At 76.9% G+C, this 21,545-nt stretch carries 2 protein-coding genes; both read left to right on the top strand.

The annotated features are described in order from the left end of the window. Window positions 1–78: 78 nt before the first annotated feature. A complete protein-coding gene (locus tag AB0946_RS14520) occupies window positions 79–10,827 on the top strand; it encodes a type I polyketide synthase (RefSeq protein ID WP_366760913.1) in 10,749 nt (3,582 codons plus the stop codon). 109 nt (window positions 10,828–10,936) lie between these two features. Next, window positions 10,937–21,448, top strand: coding sequence for an SDR family NAD(P)-dependent oxidoreductase (locus tag AB0946_RS14515; protein ID WP_366760912.1), 10,512 nt, complete (start codon window positions 10,937–10,939; stop codon window positions 21,446–21,448). The last annotated feature ends 97 nt before the right edge of the window (window positions 21,449–21,545 follow it).

Here is a 21,545-nt window from a genome sequence, read left to right as displayed (position 1 = left end):
GTGGCCTTTCTGGGGCCGTCACTACGGTGTGGAAAAAGGAGAGGAAAACCGGTGTCGGCCGAAAGCGGAGATGCGTGGATGAACGGGCCCGGAACCGACTCAGCTCTGGCACGGCGGCTCGCCACGGCCGTACCGTCCCAGCACCGCAGGCTGGTGACCGAACTGGTGCGCACCGCCGTGACCGAGGCGATCGAAGCGGCCCGGCCGGGCACGGTGGACGGCCTCGACCCGGCCGCCCCGTTCGCCGCGCAGGGACTCGACTCCCTCGCCGCCGTCGACCTGCACCGGCGGCTGACCGAGCGGACCGGGCTCGACCTGCCGGTCGGTGTCGCCTACGACTGCCCGACCGTGCACGACCTCGCGGCCCGGCTGCTCGCCGAGGTCCACGGCACGACGGACGTCGCCGACGAGCCCGCCGTCGACGGCGGCGCCGACGAACCGATCGCGGTCGTCGGCATCGGCTGCCGCTTCCCCGGCGGCGTCTCCTCGCCCGCCGACCTGTGGCGGCTGCTCACCGAGGGCGGCGAGGTGCTGTCCGGCTTCCCGCAGGACCGCGGCTGGGACCTGGACGCCCTCTTCGACGAGGACCCCGAGGTGCCCGGCAGCGCCTACGTCCGCAACGGCGGATTCCTCGACACCGCCACCGAGTTCGACGCCGACTTCTTCGGCATCAGCCCGCGCGAGGCGCTCGGCATGGACCCCCAGCAGCGGCTCGTCCTGGAGACGTCCTGGCAGGCCCTGGAGGACGCCGGTATCGACCCCACGGGGCTGCGCGGCACCCCGGCCGGCATGTTCTTCGGTGCCGAGGTGCAGGAGTACGGGCCGCGCCTGCACGACGCCCCCGACGGGCTCGACGCCTACCTGCTCGCCGGTAACGCGGGCAGTGTCATCTCCGGCCGTGTCGCCTACGTGCTGGGCGCCGAGGGACCGGCCGTCACCGTCGACACCGCGTGCTCCGCCTCCCTGGTCGCCGTCCACCTGGCGTGCCGCTCGCTGCGGCAGGGCGAGTCCTCGCTGGCCCTCGCGGGCGGTGTCGCCGTCATGGGCGGTCCCGGTGTGTTCACCGCCTTCAGCCGGCAGCGGGGCCTCGCGCCCGACGGCCGCTGCAAGGCGTTCGCCGCCGCCGCGGACGGCACCGGGTTCGCCGAGGGCGTCGGTGTGCTCGTCCTGGAACGGCTGAGCGACGCGCGCCGCAACGGGCACCGCGTCCTGGCCCTCGTGCGCGGGTCGGCCGTCAACCAGGACGGCGCCTCCAACGGTCTCACCGCACCCAACGGCACCTCCCAGCAGCGGCTGATCCGCCGGGCGCTCGCCGACGCCGGCCTCACCGCCGCCGACGTCGACGTGGTCGAGGCGCACGGCACCGGCACCCGGCTCGGCGACCCCATCGAGGCGACCGCGCTCCTGGCCACCTACGGCCGGGGCCGGCCCGCCGACGCCCCGCTGCTGCTCGGCTCGGTCAAGTCCAACCTCGGCCACACCCAGGCCGCCGCCGGCGTCGCCGGCATGATCAAGACGATCCTCGCCATGCGGCACGGCCGGGTACCGGCGACCCTGCACGTCGACGCGCCCACCCCGAACGTCAACTGGGCGTCCGGCGCCGTCGAACTCGTCACCGAGGAACGCGCCTGGCCGCAGACGGGCCGGGCCCGGCGAGCGGGCGTGTCCTCGTTCGGCGTCAGCGGCACCAACGCCCACGTCATCCTGGAGGAGCCGGACCCCGCGGACGCCGGTTCGCCGCGGCGGCCGCAGTCCGGGGCCGAGAACGCCGGCACCGGCACCCGCCCGGCCCTGCCCGCCGGCACCCCCCTGCCCTTCGCCCTGTCCGCCCGCGGCGAAGCCGCCCTGCGGGCCCGTGCCGCCGAGCTGCTGCCCCTCGTGGACGAGACCGACCCCCTCGACCTCGCCCACTCGCTGGCCACCACCCGGGCCGCCCTCGACGACCGGGCCGTCCTCGTCGCCGCCGACCGCGACGAACTGCGCGCCGCACTGGAGGACCTGGCCTCGGGCGCCACCCCGCTCACCGCGCGCGTCGACGGCGAGCTGGCCTTCCTCTTCACCGGGCAGGGCAGCCAGCGGATCGGCATGGGCCGCGAACTGGCCGCCGCCCACCCGGTGTTCGCCGACGCCCTGGACGAGGTCTGCGCCCATTTCGACCTCCAGCTCGACCGGCCGCTGGCGGACGTCCTGTTCGCCGAGGCCGGCACCCCGGAGGCCGGGCTGCTGCACCGTACCGAGTACGCGCAGCCCGCCCTGTTCGCCGTGGAGGTCGCCCTCCACCGGCTCCTGGAGAGCTGGGGCCTCGTCCCGGACCAGCTCGCCGGGCACTCCGTCGGCGAGATCGCCGCCGCGCACGTGGCCGGCGTACTCACCCTCCAGGACGCGACGATCCTGGTCGCCGCCCGTGGCCGGCTCATGCAGGCGCTGCCCGAGGGCGGCGCCATGGTCGCCGTACGCGCCGCCGAGGACGAGGTCGCGCCGCTGCTCACCCCGCGCACCGGCATCGCCGCCGTCAACGGGCCCGCCTCCGTCGTGGTCTCCGGCGACGCGGACGACGTCGAGCGCATCGCCGCAGAACTCGCCGCGCGCGGTCACGACACCAAGCGGCTGAGGGTCAGCCACGCCTTCCACTCGCCGCTGATGGAACCGATGCTGGACGCGTTCCGGCGCGTGGTGAACGTTCTCGACTTCGCCGAGCCGCGACTGCCGGTGGTCTCCACCGTCACCGGCGGGCCCGTCACCACCGAGCTGTGCGACTCCGAGTACTGGGTGGAGCACGTACGCGCCCGGGTCCGCTTCCACGACGCCGTCCGCGCCCTCGCCGACGCCGGGGTCCGCACCTTCCTGGAGGTCGGCCCCGACGCCGTGCTGACCGCGATGGGCCCCGACTGCACCGACGTGCCCGACGCCGCCTTCCTGCCGGTGCTGCGGCGCGAGCGGCCCGAGGCCCGCGAGGCCGTCGGCGCGCTCGTCGCCGCCCACGCCCGGGGCGTCCCCGTCGACTGGCGGCGGCACTTCACCGGCCTCGGCGGGCGCCGGACCGACCTGCCGCCCTACCCGTTCCAGCGCCGCCGCTTCTGGCTGGAGCAGCGCGCCGCCACCGACGCGGCGGGCCTCGGCCAGCTCCCCGCCGGCCACCCGCTGCTGGCCGCCGTGGTGGCCGTCGGCGCCGAGGGCGTCGTACTGACCGGGCGGCTGTCCACCCGGACCCAGCCCTGGCTCGCCGACCACGTCATCGCCGGGCGGGTGCTGTTCCCGGGCACCGCCTTCGTCGAACTCGCCCTGCGCGCCGGCGAGCACGTCGGCGCGCACACCCTGGAGGAACTGACCCTCGGCGCCCCGCTCGTGCTGCGCGCCGACGAGGACGTGGCCGTCCAGGTCGCCGTGGGTGAACCCGACGAGGCCGGCCGCCGTCCCGTCACGGTGCACACCCGCGCCGACGACACCGCCCCCTGGACCCAGCACGCCGCCGGCGTCCTCACCGCCGCCGCCCCCGCCGCCACGGCCGGCCTGACCGAGTGGCCCCCGCCAGGCGCCCGGCCGCTCGACACCGCCCGCGTCTACGCGGACCTCGCCGACCAGGGCTACGGGTACGGCCCCGCCTTCCAGGGCCTGCGCGCCGCCTGGCGGCACGGCGACGACGTCTACGCCGAGGTCGCCCTGCCCGAGGAGGCCGCCGCCGACGCCGCGCGGTTCGGCCTGCACCCGGCCCTGCTCGACGCCGCCCTGCACGCCGCCGACCTCGACGCCCCGCCGCGCCCCGAGGTCCTGGTGCCGTTCGCCTGGAGCGGCGTCACCCTGCACGCCACCGGCGCCCCCGCCCTCCGCGTGAAGATCACCCGCGCGGGCGGCGACACCATCACCCTGCGCCTCGCCGACGCCACCGGCGCCCCGGTCGCCGACATCGAGGCCCTGGCCTCCCGTCCCGTACCGGCGGGCGACGTCCTGTACGCGGTGCGCTGGTCGCCGTACCCCCGACCGGCGACCAGCGCACCACCCCTGCGCACCGCCGTCCTCACCGGCTCCGTGGACGCCCTGCTCGACGGCCCCGCCCCGGACGCCGTCGTGCACCGCGTGCCCGGCCCGGCGGACGCCGACGCCACCACGGCGCGCGCCCACGTCCACCACGTCCTGCGGCTGCTGCGCACCTGGCAGGAGGACGAGCGCCTGGCCGGCACCCGGCTCGTCGTCGTCACCCCGCCCGGCAGCCCCGCCCACGCCGCCGTCCGCGGCCTGGTCCGGTCCGCCCAGGCGGAGAACCCCGGCCGCTACGTCCTCATCGAGCACGAACAGCTGCCCGGCGAGGCGGGCCTGCGCCAGGCCCTCGCCACCGGCGAACCCGAACTCTCCCTCGCCGACGGCGGGTTCACCGTGCCCCGGCTGACCGCCCAGCCCTCCGGCGACGAAGCCGCCGCCGACTGGGGCACCGTCCTCGTCACCGGCGGCACCGGCGGCCTGGGCGCGCTGCTCGCCCTGCACCTGGTCCGCGCCCACGGCGTGCGCCGCCTGGTGCTCGCCGGCCGCCGCGGCACGGCCCCCGGCCTGCACGCCGAACTCACCGCGCTCGGCGCCGAGGTGACCGTCGCCGCCTGCGACGTGGGCGACCGCGAGGCGCTGCGCCGGCTGCTCGCCGAGCACCCCGTCGACTCCGTCGTCCACGCGGCGGGCACCGTGCGCGACGGCGTCGTGGACAGCCTCACCGACGCGATGGTGGACGAGGTCTTCCACGCCAAGGCGCTGGGCGCCTGGCACCTGCACGAGCTGACCCGGGACCGCGACCTCGCCCACTTCGTGCTGTTCTCCTCCCTCGCCGCCGTCCTCGACGGCCCCGGCCAGGGCAACTACGCCGCCGCCAACGCCTACCTCGACGCCCTCGCCGCACACCGCGCATCCCTCGGCCTGCCCGCCACCGCGCTCGCCTGGGGCCTGTGGGACACCGACAGCGGCATGGGCGCCGCACTGGACGACGCCGCCCGCGAGCGCATCGCCGCCTACGGCGTCCCCGGCCTGTCCGCCGCCCGCTCCCTGGAGCTGTTCGACGCCGCCGTCCGCTCCCGCGCGCCCCACCTCGTCCCCGTCGAGATCGACGCCGCCGCCGTACGCCGCCGCCCCGACGGCGTACCGCCGCTGCTGACCGGCCTCGTCCGCCCGGTCACCCGCCGCGCCGCCGCCGGCGCCACGCCCGCCACGGCCACGGACGGACAGCTCGCGGCGCTGCCCGCCGCCGACCGTGACCGCGCCCTGCTCGACCTGGTGCGCACCGAGGTCGCGGCCGTCCTCCGGCACGACGGGCCGTCCGCCATCGACCCCGGCCGGGCCTTCACCGACCTCGGCTTCGACTCCCTGGCGGCCGTGGAGCTGCGCAACCGGCTGGGCACCGCCACCGGGCTGCGGCTGCCCGCCACCCTCGTCTTCGACCACCCCACCTCCCGCGCCCTGGCCGAGCACATCCGCGACACCCTCTTCGGCACCGGCCCGCAGCACACCCCCGCCGTCGCCACCCGCACCGCACCGGACGACGACCCGATCGCCATCGTCGGCATGAGCTGCCGCTACCCCGGCGGGGTGCGCTCCCCGGAGGACCTGTGGCGGCTCGTCGCCGACGGTGTCGACGCGGTCGGCGGCTTCCCGGCCGACCGCGGCTGGGACACCGAGGCGCTGTACGACCCCGAGCCGGGCACCCCAGGCCGCACCTACACCCGCGAGGGCGCCTTCCTCTACGACGCGGCCGAGTTCGACTCCGGCTTCTTCGGCATCAGCCCCCGCGAGGCCACCGCCATGGACCCGCAGCAGCGGCTGCTCCTGGAGGTGTCCTGGGAGGCGCTGGAGCGCTCCGCCATCGACCCGGACCGGCTGCGCGGCTCGCGCACCGGTGTGTTCGCGGGCGTCATGTACCACGACTACGGCACCTGGCTCGCCGAGGTGCCCGAGGACCTCGCCGCCTACCTCGGCAACGGCAGCCTCGGCAGCGTCGTCTCCGGCCGGGTCGCCTACACCCTCGGCCTGGAAGGACCGGCCGTCACCGTCGACACCGCCTGCTCCTCCTCCCTGGTCACCCTGCACCTGGCGGCGCAGGCCCTGCGGCAGGGCGAGTGCGACCTCGCCCTGGTCGGCGGCGTGACCGTCATGTCGACACCGGACACCTTCGTCGACTTCGCCCGGCAGCGCGGGCTGGCCGCCGACGGCCGCTGCAAGTCCTTCGCCGCCGCGGCCGACGGCACCGGCTGGGGCGAGGGCGTCGGCGTCCTCGTCGTGGAACGCCTCTCCGACGCGCGCCGCAACGGCCACCGCGTGCTCGCGCTGGTCCGCGGCTCCGCCGTCAACTCCGACGGCGCCTCCAACGGTCTGACCGCGCCCAACGGCCCCTCCCAGCAGCGCGTCATCCGCGCCGCGCTGGCCGCCGCCGGGCTCGGCCCCGCCGACGTCGACGCGGTCGAGGCGCACGGCACCGGCACCACCCTCGGCGACCCGATCGAGGCGCAGGCCCTGCTCGCCACCTACGGCCAGGACCGCGCCGAACCGCTGTGGCTCGGCTCGGTCAAGTCCAACATGGGGCACACGCAGGCCGCCGCCGGTGTCGCCGGTGTCATCAAGATGGTGATGGCGATGCGCAACGGGGTCCTGCCGCGGACCCTGCACGTCGACGCGCCGTCCCCCCAGGTCGACTGGGACGCCGGCGCGGTGCGGCTGCTCACCGAGCGGCGCCCGTGGCCCGCCCCCGACCGGCCGCGCCGCGCCGGTGTGTCCTCCTTCGGGATCAGCGGCACCAACGCCCACGTGATCCTGGAGGAGTTCGCCGAGCCCGAGCCCGCCGAGCCCGGACCCGCCACCGCCCCGCCGCTGCTCGCCCTGCCCGTCTCCGCCCGCTCGCCCGAGGCCCTGCGCGGCCAGGCCCGGCGTCTGCGCGAGCTGACCGGCACCACCGCGGCCGACCTCGGCCTGGCCCTGGCCACCACCCGCGGCACCCATCCGCACCGCGCCGTGCTCCTCGCCGGCGGCGACGACGAGGCCACCGCCGCGCTGGACGCCCTCGCCCACGGCACCGAGGCACCCGGGCTGCTCGTCACCGGCTCCGCCACCGACGGCACCCTGGCCTACCTGTTCTCCGGTCAGGGCGCCCAGCGCCCCGGCATGGGCCGCGACTGGTACGACGCCTTCCCCGTCTACGCCGAGCACTTCGACCGCGCCGCCGCCCTCTTCGACAAGCACCTCGAACGGCCCCTGGCCGAGGTCGTGTTCGGCGACGACCCGAAGACCCTGGAGCAGACCGCCTACACCCAGGCCGCGCTGTTCACCACCCAGGTCGCGCTCTACCGGCTGCTGGAGTCCTTCGGGCTGCGCCCCGACTGGCTGGCCGGCCACTCCGTCGGCGAGTTCGCCGCCGCGCACGTCGCGGGCGTGTGGTCGCTGCCGGACGCCGTCACCGCGGTCGCCGCCCGCGGCCGGCTCATGCAGGCGCTGCCCGAGGGCGGCGCGATGACCGCCGTACAGGCCACCGAGGAGGAGGTGGCGGCGCTGCTGGACGCGCGGTGCGGGATCGCCGCCGTCAACGGCCCCCGCGCCGTGGTCGTCTCCGGCGACGAGGACGCCGTCGCCCAGGTCGCCGCGCACTTCCCGACGGCCCGCCGGCTGCGCGTCTCGCACGCCTTCCACTCGCCCCGCATGGAACCCATGCTGGCCGCGTTCCGGGAGGTCATGACCGGCATCGAGGCCGCCGAACCGGACGTGCCGATCGTCTCCACCCTCACCGGCGACCCGGCCACCGCCGCCGAACTGGGCTCCGCCGACTACTGGGTACGGCACGTGCGGCAGACCGTGCGTTTCGCCGACGCCGTCACCACGCTGGCCGCGAAGGGCGCGGGCACCTTCCTCGAACTCGGCGCCGCTCCCGTGCTCACCGCCCTCGGCCCCGACTGCCTGCCGGACGCCGCGGACACCGCGTTCGTCCCGGCCGGCCGCAAGGACACCGACCCGCTGCGCGGCCTGCTGACCGCCCTGGCCACCGTGCACACCCGCGGCTTCGACGTCGACTGGGCGGCGCTCTACACGTCCTACGAGGGCCGCCCGGCCGAACTGCCCACCTACGCCTTCGAGCACCGCCGGTACTGGCTGCCCACGCCCGCCGTCGCGGTCGGCGACGCCGCCGGACACGGGCTCGCCGCGGCCGGCCACCCGCTGGTCAGCGCCCGCCTGGACCTGCCCGGGGACGCCGGGGTCCTGCTCACCGGCCGGATCTCCACCGCCACCCACCCCGTCCTCGCCGAACACGCCGTACTGGGCACGGTCCTCGTGCCCGGCGCCGCGCTGGTCGACCTCGCCCTGCACGCCGGACGCCTCACCGGACGCCCCGTCGTGGAGGAGCTGACCCTCCAGGCCCCGCTGGTGCTGGCCGCGGACACCGCCGTCCACCTCCAGGTCGCCACCGGACCCGACGGCACCGTCGAGATCCACTCACGCCCCGAGAACGCCCCCGCGGACGAGGGCTGGACCCGGCACGCCACCGGCACCCTCACCGGCTCCGCCACCGCGCCCCGGCCTACGCCCGGCGCCTGGCCGCCGCCCGGCGCCTGGCCGCCGCCCGGCGCCACCCCGCTCGACGTCACCGGCCTCTACCCCCGCCTGCACGCCGAGGGATACGACTACGGCCCCGTCTTCCGCGGCGTCAAGGCCGCCTGGCGGCACGGCGACTCGCTCCTCGCCGAACTCGAACTGCCCGACTCCGCACGGCAGGACGCCGCCCGGCACGCCCTGCACCCGGCCCTGCTGGACTCCGCCCTGCACGTCACCTCCCTCGCCGACGGCGAACCGGGCGAGACGGCCGACGGCATCGCCCTGCCCTTCGCCTGGACCGGCGTCGCCGCGCACGCCCAGGGCGGGCTCACCGCCCGCGTCCGCGTCACCCCCGGACCCGACGGCACCCGCATCGACCTCGCGGACGGCGAGGGCCGGCCCCTCGCCACCGTCGAGTCCTACGTCACCCGGCCGGTCACCGCCGACCGGCTCACCCAGCGGCAGCGCCACCTCTACGCCGTCACCGACGAACCGCTGCCCGAGGCCGCCGGACGCCCCGACCGCCGCACCTGGGCGGTCCTCGGCGACGACGACCTCGGCCTCGGCGTCCCCGTGCACACCGGCCTGGACGCGCTCGGCACTCCCGTGCCCGACGTGGTGATCCTGCCGGTCAGCGCGCCGCCCGCCGACGGCGAGCGACTGCCGGGCGCCGTGCGGGCCGTCCTCGGCCGCACCCTCCCGGTCCTGCGGGCCTGGACGGCCGACGACCGGTACACCGGGTCCGTGCTGGTGGTCCTCACCGGCGGCGGCCTCGCCGACGCCGCCGTGCACGGCCTGGTGCGGGCCGCGCAGGCCGAGGACCCCGGCCGCATCCTGCTCGTCGCACGGACCGGCCCCGAGGGCCCCGTACCGGACCGGGCCGCGCTCGCCGCCCTCCTCGACTCCGGGGAGCCGGAGGTCCGCTGGCGCGAGGGCCGCGCGCACGCCCCGCGCCTGGTGCGCGCCGACGACTCCCCGGCACCGGACCGCCCGTGGGGCACCGTCCTCGTCACCGGCGGCACCGGCGGACTCGGCGCCCTCGTCGCCCGCCACCTGGCCGCCCGGCACGGCGTCACCCGCCTGGTGCTCACCAGCCGCCGCGGACCCGGCGCGCCGGGCGCCGCCGGCCTGCGCGCGGACCTGGCGGAACTGGGCGCCGAGGCGGAGATCGTCGCCTGCGACGTGTCCGACCGCGCCGCGCTCGCCGCCCTGCTCACCGCACACCCCGTGGACAGCGTCGTGCACACCGCCGGCGTCCTGGACGACGGCCTGGTGGCCTCGCTGACCCCGGAGCGGCTGGACACCGTGCTGCGGCCCAAGGCGGACGCCGCCTGGCACCTGCACGACCTCACCCGGGACCGGGAACTGTCCCGCTTCGTGCTGTTCTCCTCGGCCGCCGGCACCCTCGACGCCTCCGGCCAGGGCAACTACGCCGCCGCCAACGTCTTCCTCGACGCGCTGGCCGCCCACCGCGCCGCCCTCGGCCGGCCCGCCACCTCCCTCGCCTGGGGACTGTGGTCCGGCGGCGGCATGGGCGCCACCCTGGACGAGAGCGGGGTCCAGCGCATCGAACGCTCCGGCATCGGCGCGCTCGACCCGGACGAGGCACTGGAACTGTTCGACGCCGCCGTGGCCACCGGCAGCCCCGCCCTGGTACCGGTACGGCTGGACACCGCGGCCCTGCGCCGGCGCGGCGACGACGTCCCGGCCGTGCTGCGCACCCTGGCCGGCGTCACCGCCCGCACGGACGGCGACGACCGGGACCGCACCCTGGGCGAGCGGCTGGCCGGACTCCCCGCCGCCGACCACGAGCACACCGTCCTGGAGGCGGTCCGCACCGAGGTCGCCGCCGTCCTCGGCCACGCCGGACCGTCCGCCGTCGAACCGCGCCGCGCCTTCACCGAGCTCGGCTTCGACTCGCTCGCCGCCGTCGAACTGCGCAACCGGCTGAACGCGGTCTGCGGACTGCGCCTGCCGTCCACGCTGATCTTCGACTACGCCACCCCGGCGGCCCTCGCCGGCCACCTCCTCGAACGGCTCCGCCCGGACACCGCGGAGCCCGAGCCCCCGGCCGCGGCGCACGGCGACGACGAACTGCGCGCCCTGATCTCCCGCATCCCCGTCGCCCGCCTCCGGGAAGCCGGGCTGCTCGACAGCCTGCTGAAACTGTCCGAGCGGGCCCCGGACCCCGCCCCCGCCGACCGGGCCCTGGACATCAAGTCCATGGCCGTCGCCGACCTGGTGCGCGCCGCGCTCGACCGCAGCGCCACCCAGTGACCCCGCCCCGGTGCCGGACGACGCGCCGCGTCCGGCACCGGGCCACCCGTACCGGCGCACCTCCACCGCGTCACCAGCGCCGCCGAACCAGCAGGGAGCGACACCGACCGTGGACACATCCGTCGAGCAGATCGTCGAGGCGCTGCGCGAGTCATTGCTCGAGAACGAGCGGCTGCGCCAGCAGAACGCCCAGCTCACCGAGGCGGCGCAGGAGCCCGTCGCGATCGTCGCCATGAGCTGCCGCTACCCCGGCGGCGTCACCACCCCCGAACAGCTGTGGGAACTGGTCGACACGGCCACGGACGCCGTCGGCGACTTCCCCGCGGACCGCGGCTGGGACGTCGAGGGCATCTACGACCCCGACCCCGACGCCCCGGGCAGGACCCACGTCCGCGAGGGCGGGTTCCTGTACGACGCGCCGCGGTTCGACCCCGGATTCTTCGGCATCAGCCCCCGCGAGGCCATCGCCATGGACCCGCAGCAGCGGCTGCTGCTGGAAACGTCCTGGGAGGCCTTCGAACGCGCCGGCATCGACCCGCACACCCTCAAGGGCAGCCGCACCGGCATCTACGCCGGCGTGATGTACCACGACTACGGCAGCTGGCTCACCGAGGTCCCGGAGGGCGTCGAGGGCTACCTCGGCAACGGCAACCTGGGCAGCGTCGCCTCCGGCCGCGTCTCCTACACCCTCGGCCTGGAAGGCCCCGCCGTCACCGTCGACACGGCCTGCTCCTCCTCGCTCGTCGCCCTGCACCTCGCCGTGCAGGCACTGCGCACCGGCGAGTGCGACCTCGCCCTCGCGGGCGGCGTCACGGTCATGTCCACCCCGGACACCTTCATCGACTTCTCCCGCCAGCGCGGGCTCGCGCTGGACGGCCGCTGCAAGTCCTTCGCGGAGGGCGCGGACGGCACCGGCTGGGGCGAGGGCGCCGGCCTGCTCCTGCTGGAACGGCTCGGCGACGCCCGGCGCCACGGCCACCACGTCCTGGCCGTGGTGCGCGGCTCGGCCGTCAACCAGGACGGCGCCTCCAACGGCCTGACCGCCCCCAACGGCCCCTCCCAGCAGCGGGTCATCCGCGCCGCCCTCGCCGACGCCCGCCTGGAACCCCGCCAGGTGCACGCCGTCGAGGCGCACGGCACCGGCACCCCGCTCGGCGACCCGATCGAGGCCCAGGCCCTGCTCGCCACCTACGGCCAGGACCGCGCCGAACCGCTGTGGCTCGGCTCGGTCAAGTCCAACATCGGGCACACCCAGGCCGCCGCCGGTGTCGCCGGCGTCATCAAGATGGTGATGGCCATGCGGCACGGCCGGCTGCCCAGGACCCTGCACGCCGAACAGCCGACCTCCCAGGTCGACTGGGCGGAGGGCGCCGTCGAACTGCTGACGGACGCCCGCGACTGGCCCGCCGACGGCGAGCCCCGCCGCGCCGCCGTCTCCTCCTTCGGCATCAGCGGCACCAACGCCCACGTCATCATCGAGGCCGCCCCGGAGCCAGAGCCCCGCGCCGAGGAGCCCTCCTGGACCGGACCGCTGCCGCTGGTGCTGTCCGGCCACGGCGAACAGGGCCTCGCCGCCCAGGCCCGCGCCCTCCTGGACCACCTCACCACCGGCACCGACCCCGTTCCCGACGTCGCCCACACCCTCGCCACCGGACGCGCCGCACTCACCGAACGGGCCGTCGTCACCGGCGCCGGCCTGCCCGCCCTCACCGCGGGCCTGACCGCCCTCGCCGAAGGCGGCACGGCGCCCAACGTGGTGCGCGGCAGGCCCGCGGCCGAGTCCCGGATCGCCTTCGTCTTCCCCGGACAGGGCTCCCAGTGGGCCGGGATGGCCGCCGACCTGCTCGACACCTCAGCCGAGTTCGCCGCGCGCATGACCGACTGCGCCGCCGCCCTCGCACCCGTCACCGACTGGGACCTCATCGAGACCGTGCGGGCACGGCAGCCGCTGGAGCGGGTGGACGTCGTCCAGCCCGTGCTGTGGGCGATCATGGTGTCGCTCGCCGAGGTGTGGCGCGCCCACGGCGTCCGGCCCGCCGCCGTCATCGGCCACTCCCAGGGCGAGATCGCCGCCGCCTGCGTGGCCGGCGCGCTCTCCCTCGCCGACGGCGCCCGCGTCGTCGCCCTGCGCAGCCAGGCCATCGCCCGCGAACTCTCCGGCCGCGGCGGCATGATGTCGGTGGCGCTGCCCGAGGCCAGGGTGCGCGACCTCATCGCCCGCTACGACGGCCGGGTCTCGGTGGCAGCCGTCAACGGCGCCTCCTCCGTGGTGCTGTCCGGCGACGCCGACGCCCTCGACGAACTCCGGGAGACGATCGTGGCCGGCGGCGACCGCGCCAAGCGGCTCCCCGTGGACTACGCCTCGCACTCCGCGCACGTCGAGTCGATCCGGGAGCGGCTGCTCGCCGACCTGGCGGGCATCCAGGCCCGGCCCGCCGAGGTGCCGTTCTACTCCACCGTCACCGGCGCCCGGCTCGACACCACCCGCCTCGACGCCGGTTACTGGTACACCAACCTGCGCCAGAGCGTGCTGTTCGAGCCCACCACCCGCACCCTGCTCGACGCCGGGTACGGGGTCTTCGTGGAGTGCAGCCCGCACCCCGTGCTGCTGCACAGCATCGAGGAGACCGCCGACGCCGCGGGCACCGACGTCACCGGCCTGGGCTCGCTGCGCCGCGACGACGGCGGCCCCGAACGCGTCCTGACCGCCCTGGGCGAGGCCTTCGTCGCGGGCGTCCCGGTCGACTGGTCGGCCGTGTTCGACGGCATGCAGGTCCGCACCGCCGACCTGCCCACCTACGCCTTCCAGCGCGAGCGGTACTGGCTCGGCCGGTCCGCCGCCACCGGTGACGTCACCGCCGCCGGCCTGGACACCACCGGCCACCCGCTGCTGGGCGCCGCCGTCCCGGTCGCCGAGGGCGGCACCCTGTTCACCGGCCGTCTCTCCACCGCCACCGCCCCCTGGCTGGCCGACCACGCCGTGTCCGGCACCACCCTGCTGCCCGGCACCGCCCTGGTCGAGCTGGCGCTGGGCGCGGGCCACCACCTCGGCTGCGGACACCTCGCCGAACTGACCCTCCAGGCACCGCTGCCGGTGCCCGGGCGGGGCGCGGTCCAGCTCCAGCTGCACGTGGCCGCCGCCGACGCCGACGGACACCGCGCGCTGACCGTCCACTCCCGCCCCGAGGGCGCCGACGACACGGCCTGGACCCTGCACGCCACCGGCCTGCTCGCCCCTACGGCCGCCCCGCCGTCCTTCGACCTGACGGCCTGGCCGCCCCGGGGCGCGCACCCCGTACCGGTCGAGGACGCCTACGACCGCCTCACCGGCCTCGGCTACGACTACGGGCCCGCCTTCCAGGGGCTGCGCGCGGTCTGGCGGCGCGGCGAGGAGACCTTCGCCGAGGTCGAACTGCCGGTCGAACGCGAGGGCTTCGCCCTGCACCCGGCCCTGTTCGACGCCGCCCTGCACGCCGACGGCCTCGCGACGGACGGTTCCCCCGCCGACGGCCGGCTCACCGCCCGGCTGCCCTTCGCCTGGACCGGGGTCTCGCTGTACGCGGCCGGGGCCACCGCTCTGCGGGTCCGGCTGCACGGCGGGGAGACGCTCTCCCTCCAGCTGGCCGACCCCACGGGCGCCCCGGTCGCCGAGGTGGCGGCCCTCGTCTCCCGGCCCGTCGACCCGGCCGCCCTCGCCCCGGCCGCCCGCCCGGACGACCTGTACCGTCTGGGCTGGCCGGCCCTGCCCGTGCCCGAGGCGTCCGCGCCCGGCTTCGCCGTCCTGGACGAGCACGGCCCGGCCGCGCTGGACACCGTGCCCGCCTGGGTGGTGCTGCCGGCCGGCGACCCCGACCCGGTCACCGGCGCGCGCCGGGCGACCGAGCGGGTGCTGGCCGCCGTACAGCACTGGCTGGCCGACGAACGCACCGCCTCGGCACGGCTGCTGGTCCTCACGCGGGGCGCCGTCGCGGTCGGGGAGGAGGACGTCTCCGATCTTGCGGGGGCCGCCGTGTGGGGCCTGGTCCGGGCCGCGCAGGGCGAGCACCCGGAGCGGTTCGTGCTCGTGGACGGCGCCGACGCCGGCGCCGCCGTGGCCGCCGCGGCGGCCACCGGAGAACCACAGCTCGCCCTGCGCGACGGCGCCGTGCACGTGCCCCGGCTCGCCCGCGCCACGCCGGCGGGACGGGCGCCCGCCCTCGACCCGGACGGCACCGTGCTGATCACCGGCGGCACCGGCGTGCTCGGCGCCCTGGTCGCCCGTCACCTGGTCGCCGCGCACGGCGTGCGCCGCCTGGTGCTGGCCGGGCGCAGCGGCACCGCCGCCGACGACTTCGCCGGCCTGGACGCGGACATCGTCGTGGCCCGCTGCGACGCCGCCGACCGCGGCCAACTGGCCCGGCTCCTCGCCGGCGTACCGGCCGAGCACCCGCTGACCGCCGTCGTCCACCTCGCCGGAGTCCTCGACGACGGACTGGTGACCGACCAGACGCCCGAGCGCCTGGACGCCGTACTGCGCCCCAAGGCCGACGCCGCCTGGCACCTGCACGAACTGACCCGCGACCTCGGCCTCGCCGCGTTCGTGCTGTTCTCCTCCGCCGCCGGCACGGTCGACGGCGCCGGACAGTCCGGCTACGCCGCCGCCAACGCCTTCCTCGACGCGCTCGCCGCCCACCGCAGGCACCAGGGCCTGCCCGCGCACTCGCTGGCCTGGGGCTTCTGGGAGCAGCGCACCGGACTGACCGCCCACCTCACCGACGCCGACGTGGCCCGCATGGCCCGCGCGGGCGTCCGGCCCCTCTCCACCGAGGAGGGCCTGCGGCTGCTCGACGCCGCCCTGGGCGCCGCCGAGCCGCTGCTGCTCCCGGTCGGCCTGGACCTGGCCGTCCTGCGCCGCGCCGGTGACGTCCCGGCCGTGCTGCGCGGCCTGGTGCCCGTGCGCGCCCGCCGAACCGCGGCCTCCCGCGCGCAGACCGGGTCGCTCGCCGACCGGCTGGCCGCCCTGGGCCCCGCCGAACGCGACGCGGCCCTCACGGAACTGGTCCGCACCCACGTCGCCGCCGTCCTCGGCCACGGCGGCGACATGGCGCTCGATCCGCGCCGCTCCTTCCGCGAGCTGGGCTTCGACTCGCTCACCGCCGTGGAACTGCGCAACCGCCTCGGCAACGCGGCCGGCCTGCGCCTGCCCGCCACCCTCGTCTTCGACTACCCCGACGCGGGCGCCCTCGTGGGCTTCCTGCGCGGCGAACTCCTCGGGGACCAGGCCGAGGCCGCCGTCGAGGCCACCGCGCGGGAAGCCGACGAGCCGGTCGCCATCGTCGCCATGGCCTGCCGCTACCCCGGCGGCGTCGGCACCCCCGAGGACCTGTGGCGGCTGCTCGCCGACGGCGGTGACGGCATCGGCGCCTTCCCCACCGACCGCGGCTGGGACCTGGAGGGCCTGTACGACCCGGAGCCGGGCAAGGCCGGCCACTCCTCCACCCGGGCGGGCGGATTCCTGTACGACGCCGCCGACTTCGACCCCGACTTCTTCGGCATCGGCCCGCGCGAGGCCCTCGCCATGGACCCGCAGCAGCGGCTGCTGCTGGAGACGTCCTGGGAGGCGCTGGAGCGGGCCGGCATCGACCCGCACTCCGTGCGCGGCTCCCGCACCGGTGTCTTCGCGGGCGTCATGTACCACGACTACGGCAGCCGGCTGCGGCACGTCCCCGAGTCGGTCCGGGACTACCTCGGCAACGGCAGCCTCGGCAGCGTGGCCTCCGGCCGGGTCGCCTACGCCCTCGGTCTGGAGGGCCCGACGCTCACCGTCGACACGGCCTGCTCGTCGTCCCTGGTGGCCCTGCACCTGGCCGCGCAGGCGCTGCGGCAGGGCGAGTGCACCCTGGCCCTGGCCGGCGGTGTCTCGGTGATGTCGACCGTCGACACGTTCGTGGACTTCAGCAGGCAGCGCAACCTCGCCGCCGACGGCCACGCCAAGTCCTTCGCCGACGCCGCCGACGGCACGGCCCTGTCCGAGGGCGCCGGCGTGCTCGTCCTGGAACGGCTGTCGGACGCGCGGCGCAACGGGCATCCGGTGCTGGCCGTCGTCCGGGGTTCCGCCGTGAACCAGGACGGGGCGTCCAACGGTCTGACCGCGCCGAACGGTCCGTCGCAGCAGCGGGTGATCCGGCAGGCGCTGGCGTCCGCCCGGTTGTCGGCGGCGGACGTGGACGTGGTCGAGGCGCACGGCACGGGCACGACGCTGGGCGACCCGATCGAGGCGCAGGCGCTGCTGGCCACCTACGGGCAGGAGCGCACCGAACCGCTGTGGCTGGGTTCGGTGAAGTCCAACATCGGGCACACGCAGGCCGCCGCGGGAGTGGCGGGTGTCATCAAGATGGTCCTGGCGATGCGCAACGGGGTGCTGCCCAGGACGCTGCACGTGGACCAGCCGTCGACGAAGGTCGACTGGGACGCCGGACGGGTGCGGCTGCTGACGGAGGAACAGCCCTGGCCCCGCACCGGCCGTCCGCGCCGGGCCGGTGTGTCCTCCTTCGGCATCAGCGGCACCAACGTCCACACCATCATCGAGGAGCCCCCGGCGGAGGAACCCGCACCGGACACGGACGCGGCACCGGCCCCGCTGCTGCCCCTCGTGATCTCCGGCGCCACCCCCGAGGCACTGGCCGCGCAGGCCGCACGGCTGCGCGCGGTCGCCGACCGGCCCCTGCCCGACCTCGCCCGCTCCCTGGCCACCGGACGCGCCGCGCTCACCCACCGGGCCGCCGTCGTCGCCCGCGACCGGGACGAACTCCTCGCCGGACTCGCCGCGCTGACCGACGGCACCGCCTCCGACACCGTGGTCCGCGGCCGGCCCGCCGACGGCAAGGCCGCCGTCCTGTTCACCGGCCAGGGCGCCCAGCGCCCCGGCATGGGCCGCGCCCTCCACGCCGCCCACCCGGCCTTCCGCCAGGCCCTCGACGAGGTCTGCCAGGCACTCGACACCCACCTCGAACGCCCGCTGCGGGACGTGATGTGGGCGGAGCCCGGCACCGAGGAGGCCGGCCTGCTGGACCACACCCTCTACACGCAGTGCGCCCTGTTCGCCGTCGAGACCGCCCTGTACCGGCTGCTGGAATCCTGCGGCGTACGGCCCGACTGGCTCGCCGGGCACTCCATCGGCGAACTGACGGCCGCCCACGTCGCCGGAGTCTGGGACCTGGCGGACGCCGCCCGGCTGGTCGCCGCGCGCGGCCGGCTGATGCAGGCCCTGCCCGCCGGCGGCGCGATGCTCGCCGTCGACGCCACCGAGGAGGAGGTGCTGGAGCACCTCGGCCCCGAGGTGTCCGTCGCCGCCGTCAACGGACCCCGCGCCGTGGTCGTCTCCGGCACCGAGGCCGCCGTCGCCGCCGTCGCCGAGGCGTTCTCCGGCCGCCGCACCAAGCGGCTGCGGGTCAGCCACGCCTTCCACTCCCCGCTGATGGACCCGATGCTGGCGGAGTTCGAGAAGACGGCCCGCGAGCTGCGGTACGCGCCGCCCGCGATCCCCGTCGTCTCCAACGTGACCGGCGCACGCGCGAGCGAGGACGAGCTGTGCGCGCCCGAGTACTGGGTCCGGCACGTCCGCGAGGCGGTCCGCTTCGGCGACGGCGTCCGGACGCTGGAGGCCGACGGCGTGCGCACCTTCCTCGAACTCGGCCCCGACGCCGTCCTGTCGGCCATGGGCGCGCAGGCCGTCGCCGACGCCGAACGGTCGGCGTTCGCGCCCGCGCTGCGCCGCGACCGCGACGAGGAGCGGACCTTCGCGACGCTGCTCGGCACGGCCCACGTGCGCGGCGTGACCGTCGACTGGCAGCGGGTCTTCGCCGGCACCGGCGCACGCCGCACCGATCTGCCGACCTACGCCTTCCAGCGGCGGCGGCTGTGGCTGGACGACGAGCCCGGCGCGGTCACCGACGCCGGCGGGCTGGGCCAGGCACCGGCCGGGCACCCCCTGCTGGGCGCCGCCCTCGAACTCGCCGGCGACGACCGGGTGGCCCTCACCGGCCGGCTGTCCCTCGCCACCCACCCGTGGCTCGCGGACCACGCCGTCGCCGGGGTCGTCCTCGTCCCGGGCAGCGCCTTCGTCGAACTGGCCGTCCAGGCCGGCGACCGCACGCACTGCCCGCGCGTGGACGAACTCACCCTGGAACGGCCCCTGGTCCTGCCCGAGCGGGGCGCCGTCCACCTCCAGGTGGCCGTCGCGGCCCCCGACGCCGAGGGGCGCCGGCAGTTGACCGTGCACGCCCGCCCGGAGGGCGCGGACGGCGAGTGGACCCGGCACGCCACCGGCGTCCTCGCCCCGCACACCGCCCCCGAACCGGCCCCGGTCACCGACTGGCCGCCCGCCGGAGCCGAACCCGTGGACGTCACCGGCACCTACGGCCACCTCGCCGACCAGGGCTACCACTACGGCCCGTCCTTCCGCTGCCTGCGCGGCGCCTGGCGGCTCGGCGAGGAGGTCTGGGCCGAACTCGCCCTGCCGGACGCCGGGGCGGCCGACGGTTTCGCACTGCACCCCGCGCTGCTCGACTCCACGCTGCACGCCATCGACCTGCTCGAAGGCCAGGACCCCACCGTGATGACCCTGCCGTTCTCCTGGGAGGGCGTCACCCTGTACGCCACCGGTGCGACGGCCGTGCGGCTGCGTCTCACCCCGCACGGCACCGACCACATGACCCTGCGCCTGTACGACGGCACGGGCGCCCCCGTCGCCGAGGTGACCGCGCTGCGCGTCCGCCAGGTCACAGCCGAACAACTGAACGCGGCCACACCCGCCCCCGGCGACCTGTTCCGGGTCCGCTGGACCGGACTCCCGCTCACCGCCGACTCGGCACCCGAGCCCCGCACCCTCACCGTGACGGCGGAAGGTGAGCCCGGTGACGACCTGCCCGCGCTGGCCCGGCGGACCGCCGTGCGGGCACTGGCCGCGCTGCGGCGGGACCTCGCCGACGCGCCGGACGGCGCGCCGCTGGTGGTGGTGACCCGGTCCGCCGTCGCCGTCCACGCCGATGCCGTGCCCGACCCGGCGCAGGCCGTGCTCTGGGGCATGGTGCGCGCGGCGGCGGTCGAGCACCCCGGCCGGTTCGTGCTCGTCGACACCGATGACGACCCCGCCTCGGCCGCCGTCCTCCCGGCCGCCGTCGCCACCGGCGCGGCCGAACTCGCCCTGCGGGCGGGCGCGGTGTACGTGCCGGAACTGGCCAAGGCCACGGACGCCGAGCCCGGCCCGGCGCCCGTGCTCGACCCGGACGGCACCGTGCTCGTCACCGGCGGCACCGGCAGCCTCGGTCGGCTGCTGGCCCGGCACCTGGTCACCCGGCACGGCGTACGCCACCTGCTGCTGACCGGCCGGGGCGGGCGGCTGCCCGAACCCGGCGCGCTGGACGACCTGGCCGCCCTCGGCGCGAAGGTGACCGTGGCCGCCTGCGACGCCACCGACCGGGACGCGCTCGCCGCCCTGCTGGCGTCCGTGCCGGCCGGGCACCCGCTGACCGCCGTCGTGCACGCCGCCGGCGTCCTCGACGACGGGCTGCTCAGCGACCTCACGCCCGAGCGGCTGGAGGCGGTCATGCGGCCCAAGGCCGACGCCGCCTGGCATCTGCACGAGCTGACCCGCGACCTCGGCCTCGCCGCGTTCGTCCTGTTCTCCTCCGCCGCCGGCACCCTGGGCGCGGCGGGGCAGGCCAACTACGCCGCCGGGAACGCCTTCCTGGACGCCCTCGCCGCCCGGCGCCGCGCCGAGGGACTGCCGGCCCTCTCGCTGGGCTGGGGACTGTGGGACACGGGGGAGGGCATGGCGGCCGGTCTCGGTGAGACCGAGCTGCGCCGGCTGGCCCGCGACGGCATCCTGCCGCTGCCCGCCGACCGCGCGCTGGACCTGTTCGACCGCGCGCTGACCGAGGCCGGCGCCGCCGCCGCCGACCGCGCCCTGCTGCTCCCGGTCCACGTCCAGGTCACCGCCGACGCCCCCGCCCTGGTGCGGGGCCTCGCCCCGGCGGCCGTACGCCGCACCGCCCGGGCGGCGTCCACCGAGGCGCCGGCGGCCGCCGAGCCGCTCCCGCGGCGGCTGGCCCGGCTGAGCGCCGCCGACGCCCTGGGGCTGCTCGTGGAGACGGTGTGCGGGCATGTCGCCGACGTCCTCGGACACGGCTCCGGCAGCGCCGTCGACCCCCAGCGCTCCCTGGGCGACCTGGGCGTGGACTCGCTCGCCGCGCTGGACCTGCGCAACCGGCTCAGCGCCGACACCGGCCTGAGGCTGTCCACCACGCTCACCTTCGACTATCCGACCTCCGAGGCCCTCGCCCGGCACCTCTACGAGGAACTGGGCGGGGACGCCTCCGGCGACCCGGTCGACATCGAGGCCGAAGTGGTGCGTCTGGAGGCGCTGTTGGGCACGGCGCTGGACTCCGCCGCGCTGGACGAGGAGCAGCGGGCCCGGGTGGCCGCAAGGCTGCGCACCCTGAGCGCACGCTGGGACGGCACCGGCGAGTGGCGGGAGAGCGGCACCGGGTCCACCGGGTCCACCGGGGACACGGCACTGGAGACGGCCACGGCCGACGAGCTGTTCGGCATCCTGGACGACGAACTGGGCAGCTTCAGCTGAGGCACGCGCCCGACGGAGCGCGGCCCCACCGCAGGACACCTGCGGTGGGGCCGCGCTCCGTCCTATGATCGCGGTCGGCGTATGGCGAGCCGCACGC

This window comes from Streptomyces sp. NPDC046870 (assembly GCF_040704595.1).
Classification (GTDB): domain Bacteria; phylum Actinomycetota; class Actinomycetes; order Streptomycetales; family Streptomycetaceae; genus Streptomyces; species Streptomyces argyrophylli.
The sequence above is the reverse complement of the archived record's forward strand: the minus strand, read 5'-3'. Positions and strand labels throughout refer to the sequence as shown.

Bases quoted from the DNA above. Each gene is read 5' to 3' on its own strand.
- AB0946_RS14520 (WP_366760913.1), top strand. From the start codon at position 79: ATGAACGGGCCCGGAACCGACTCAGCTCTGGCACGGCGGCTCGCCACG.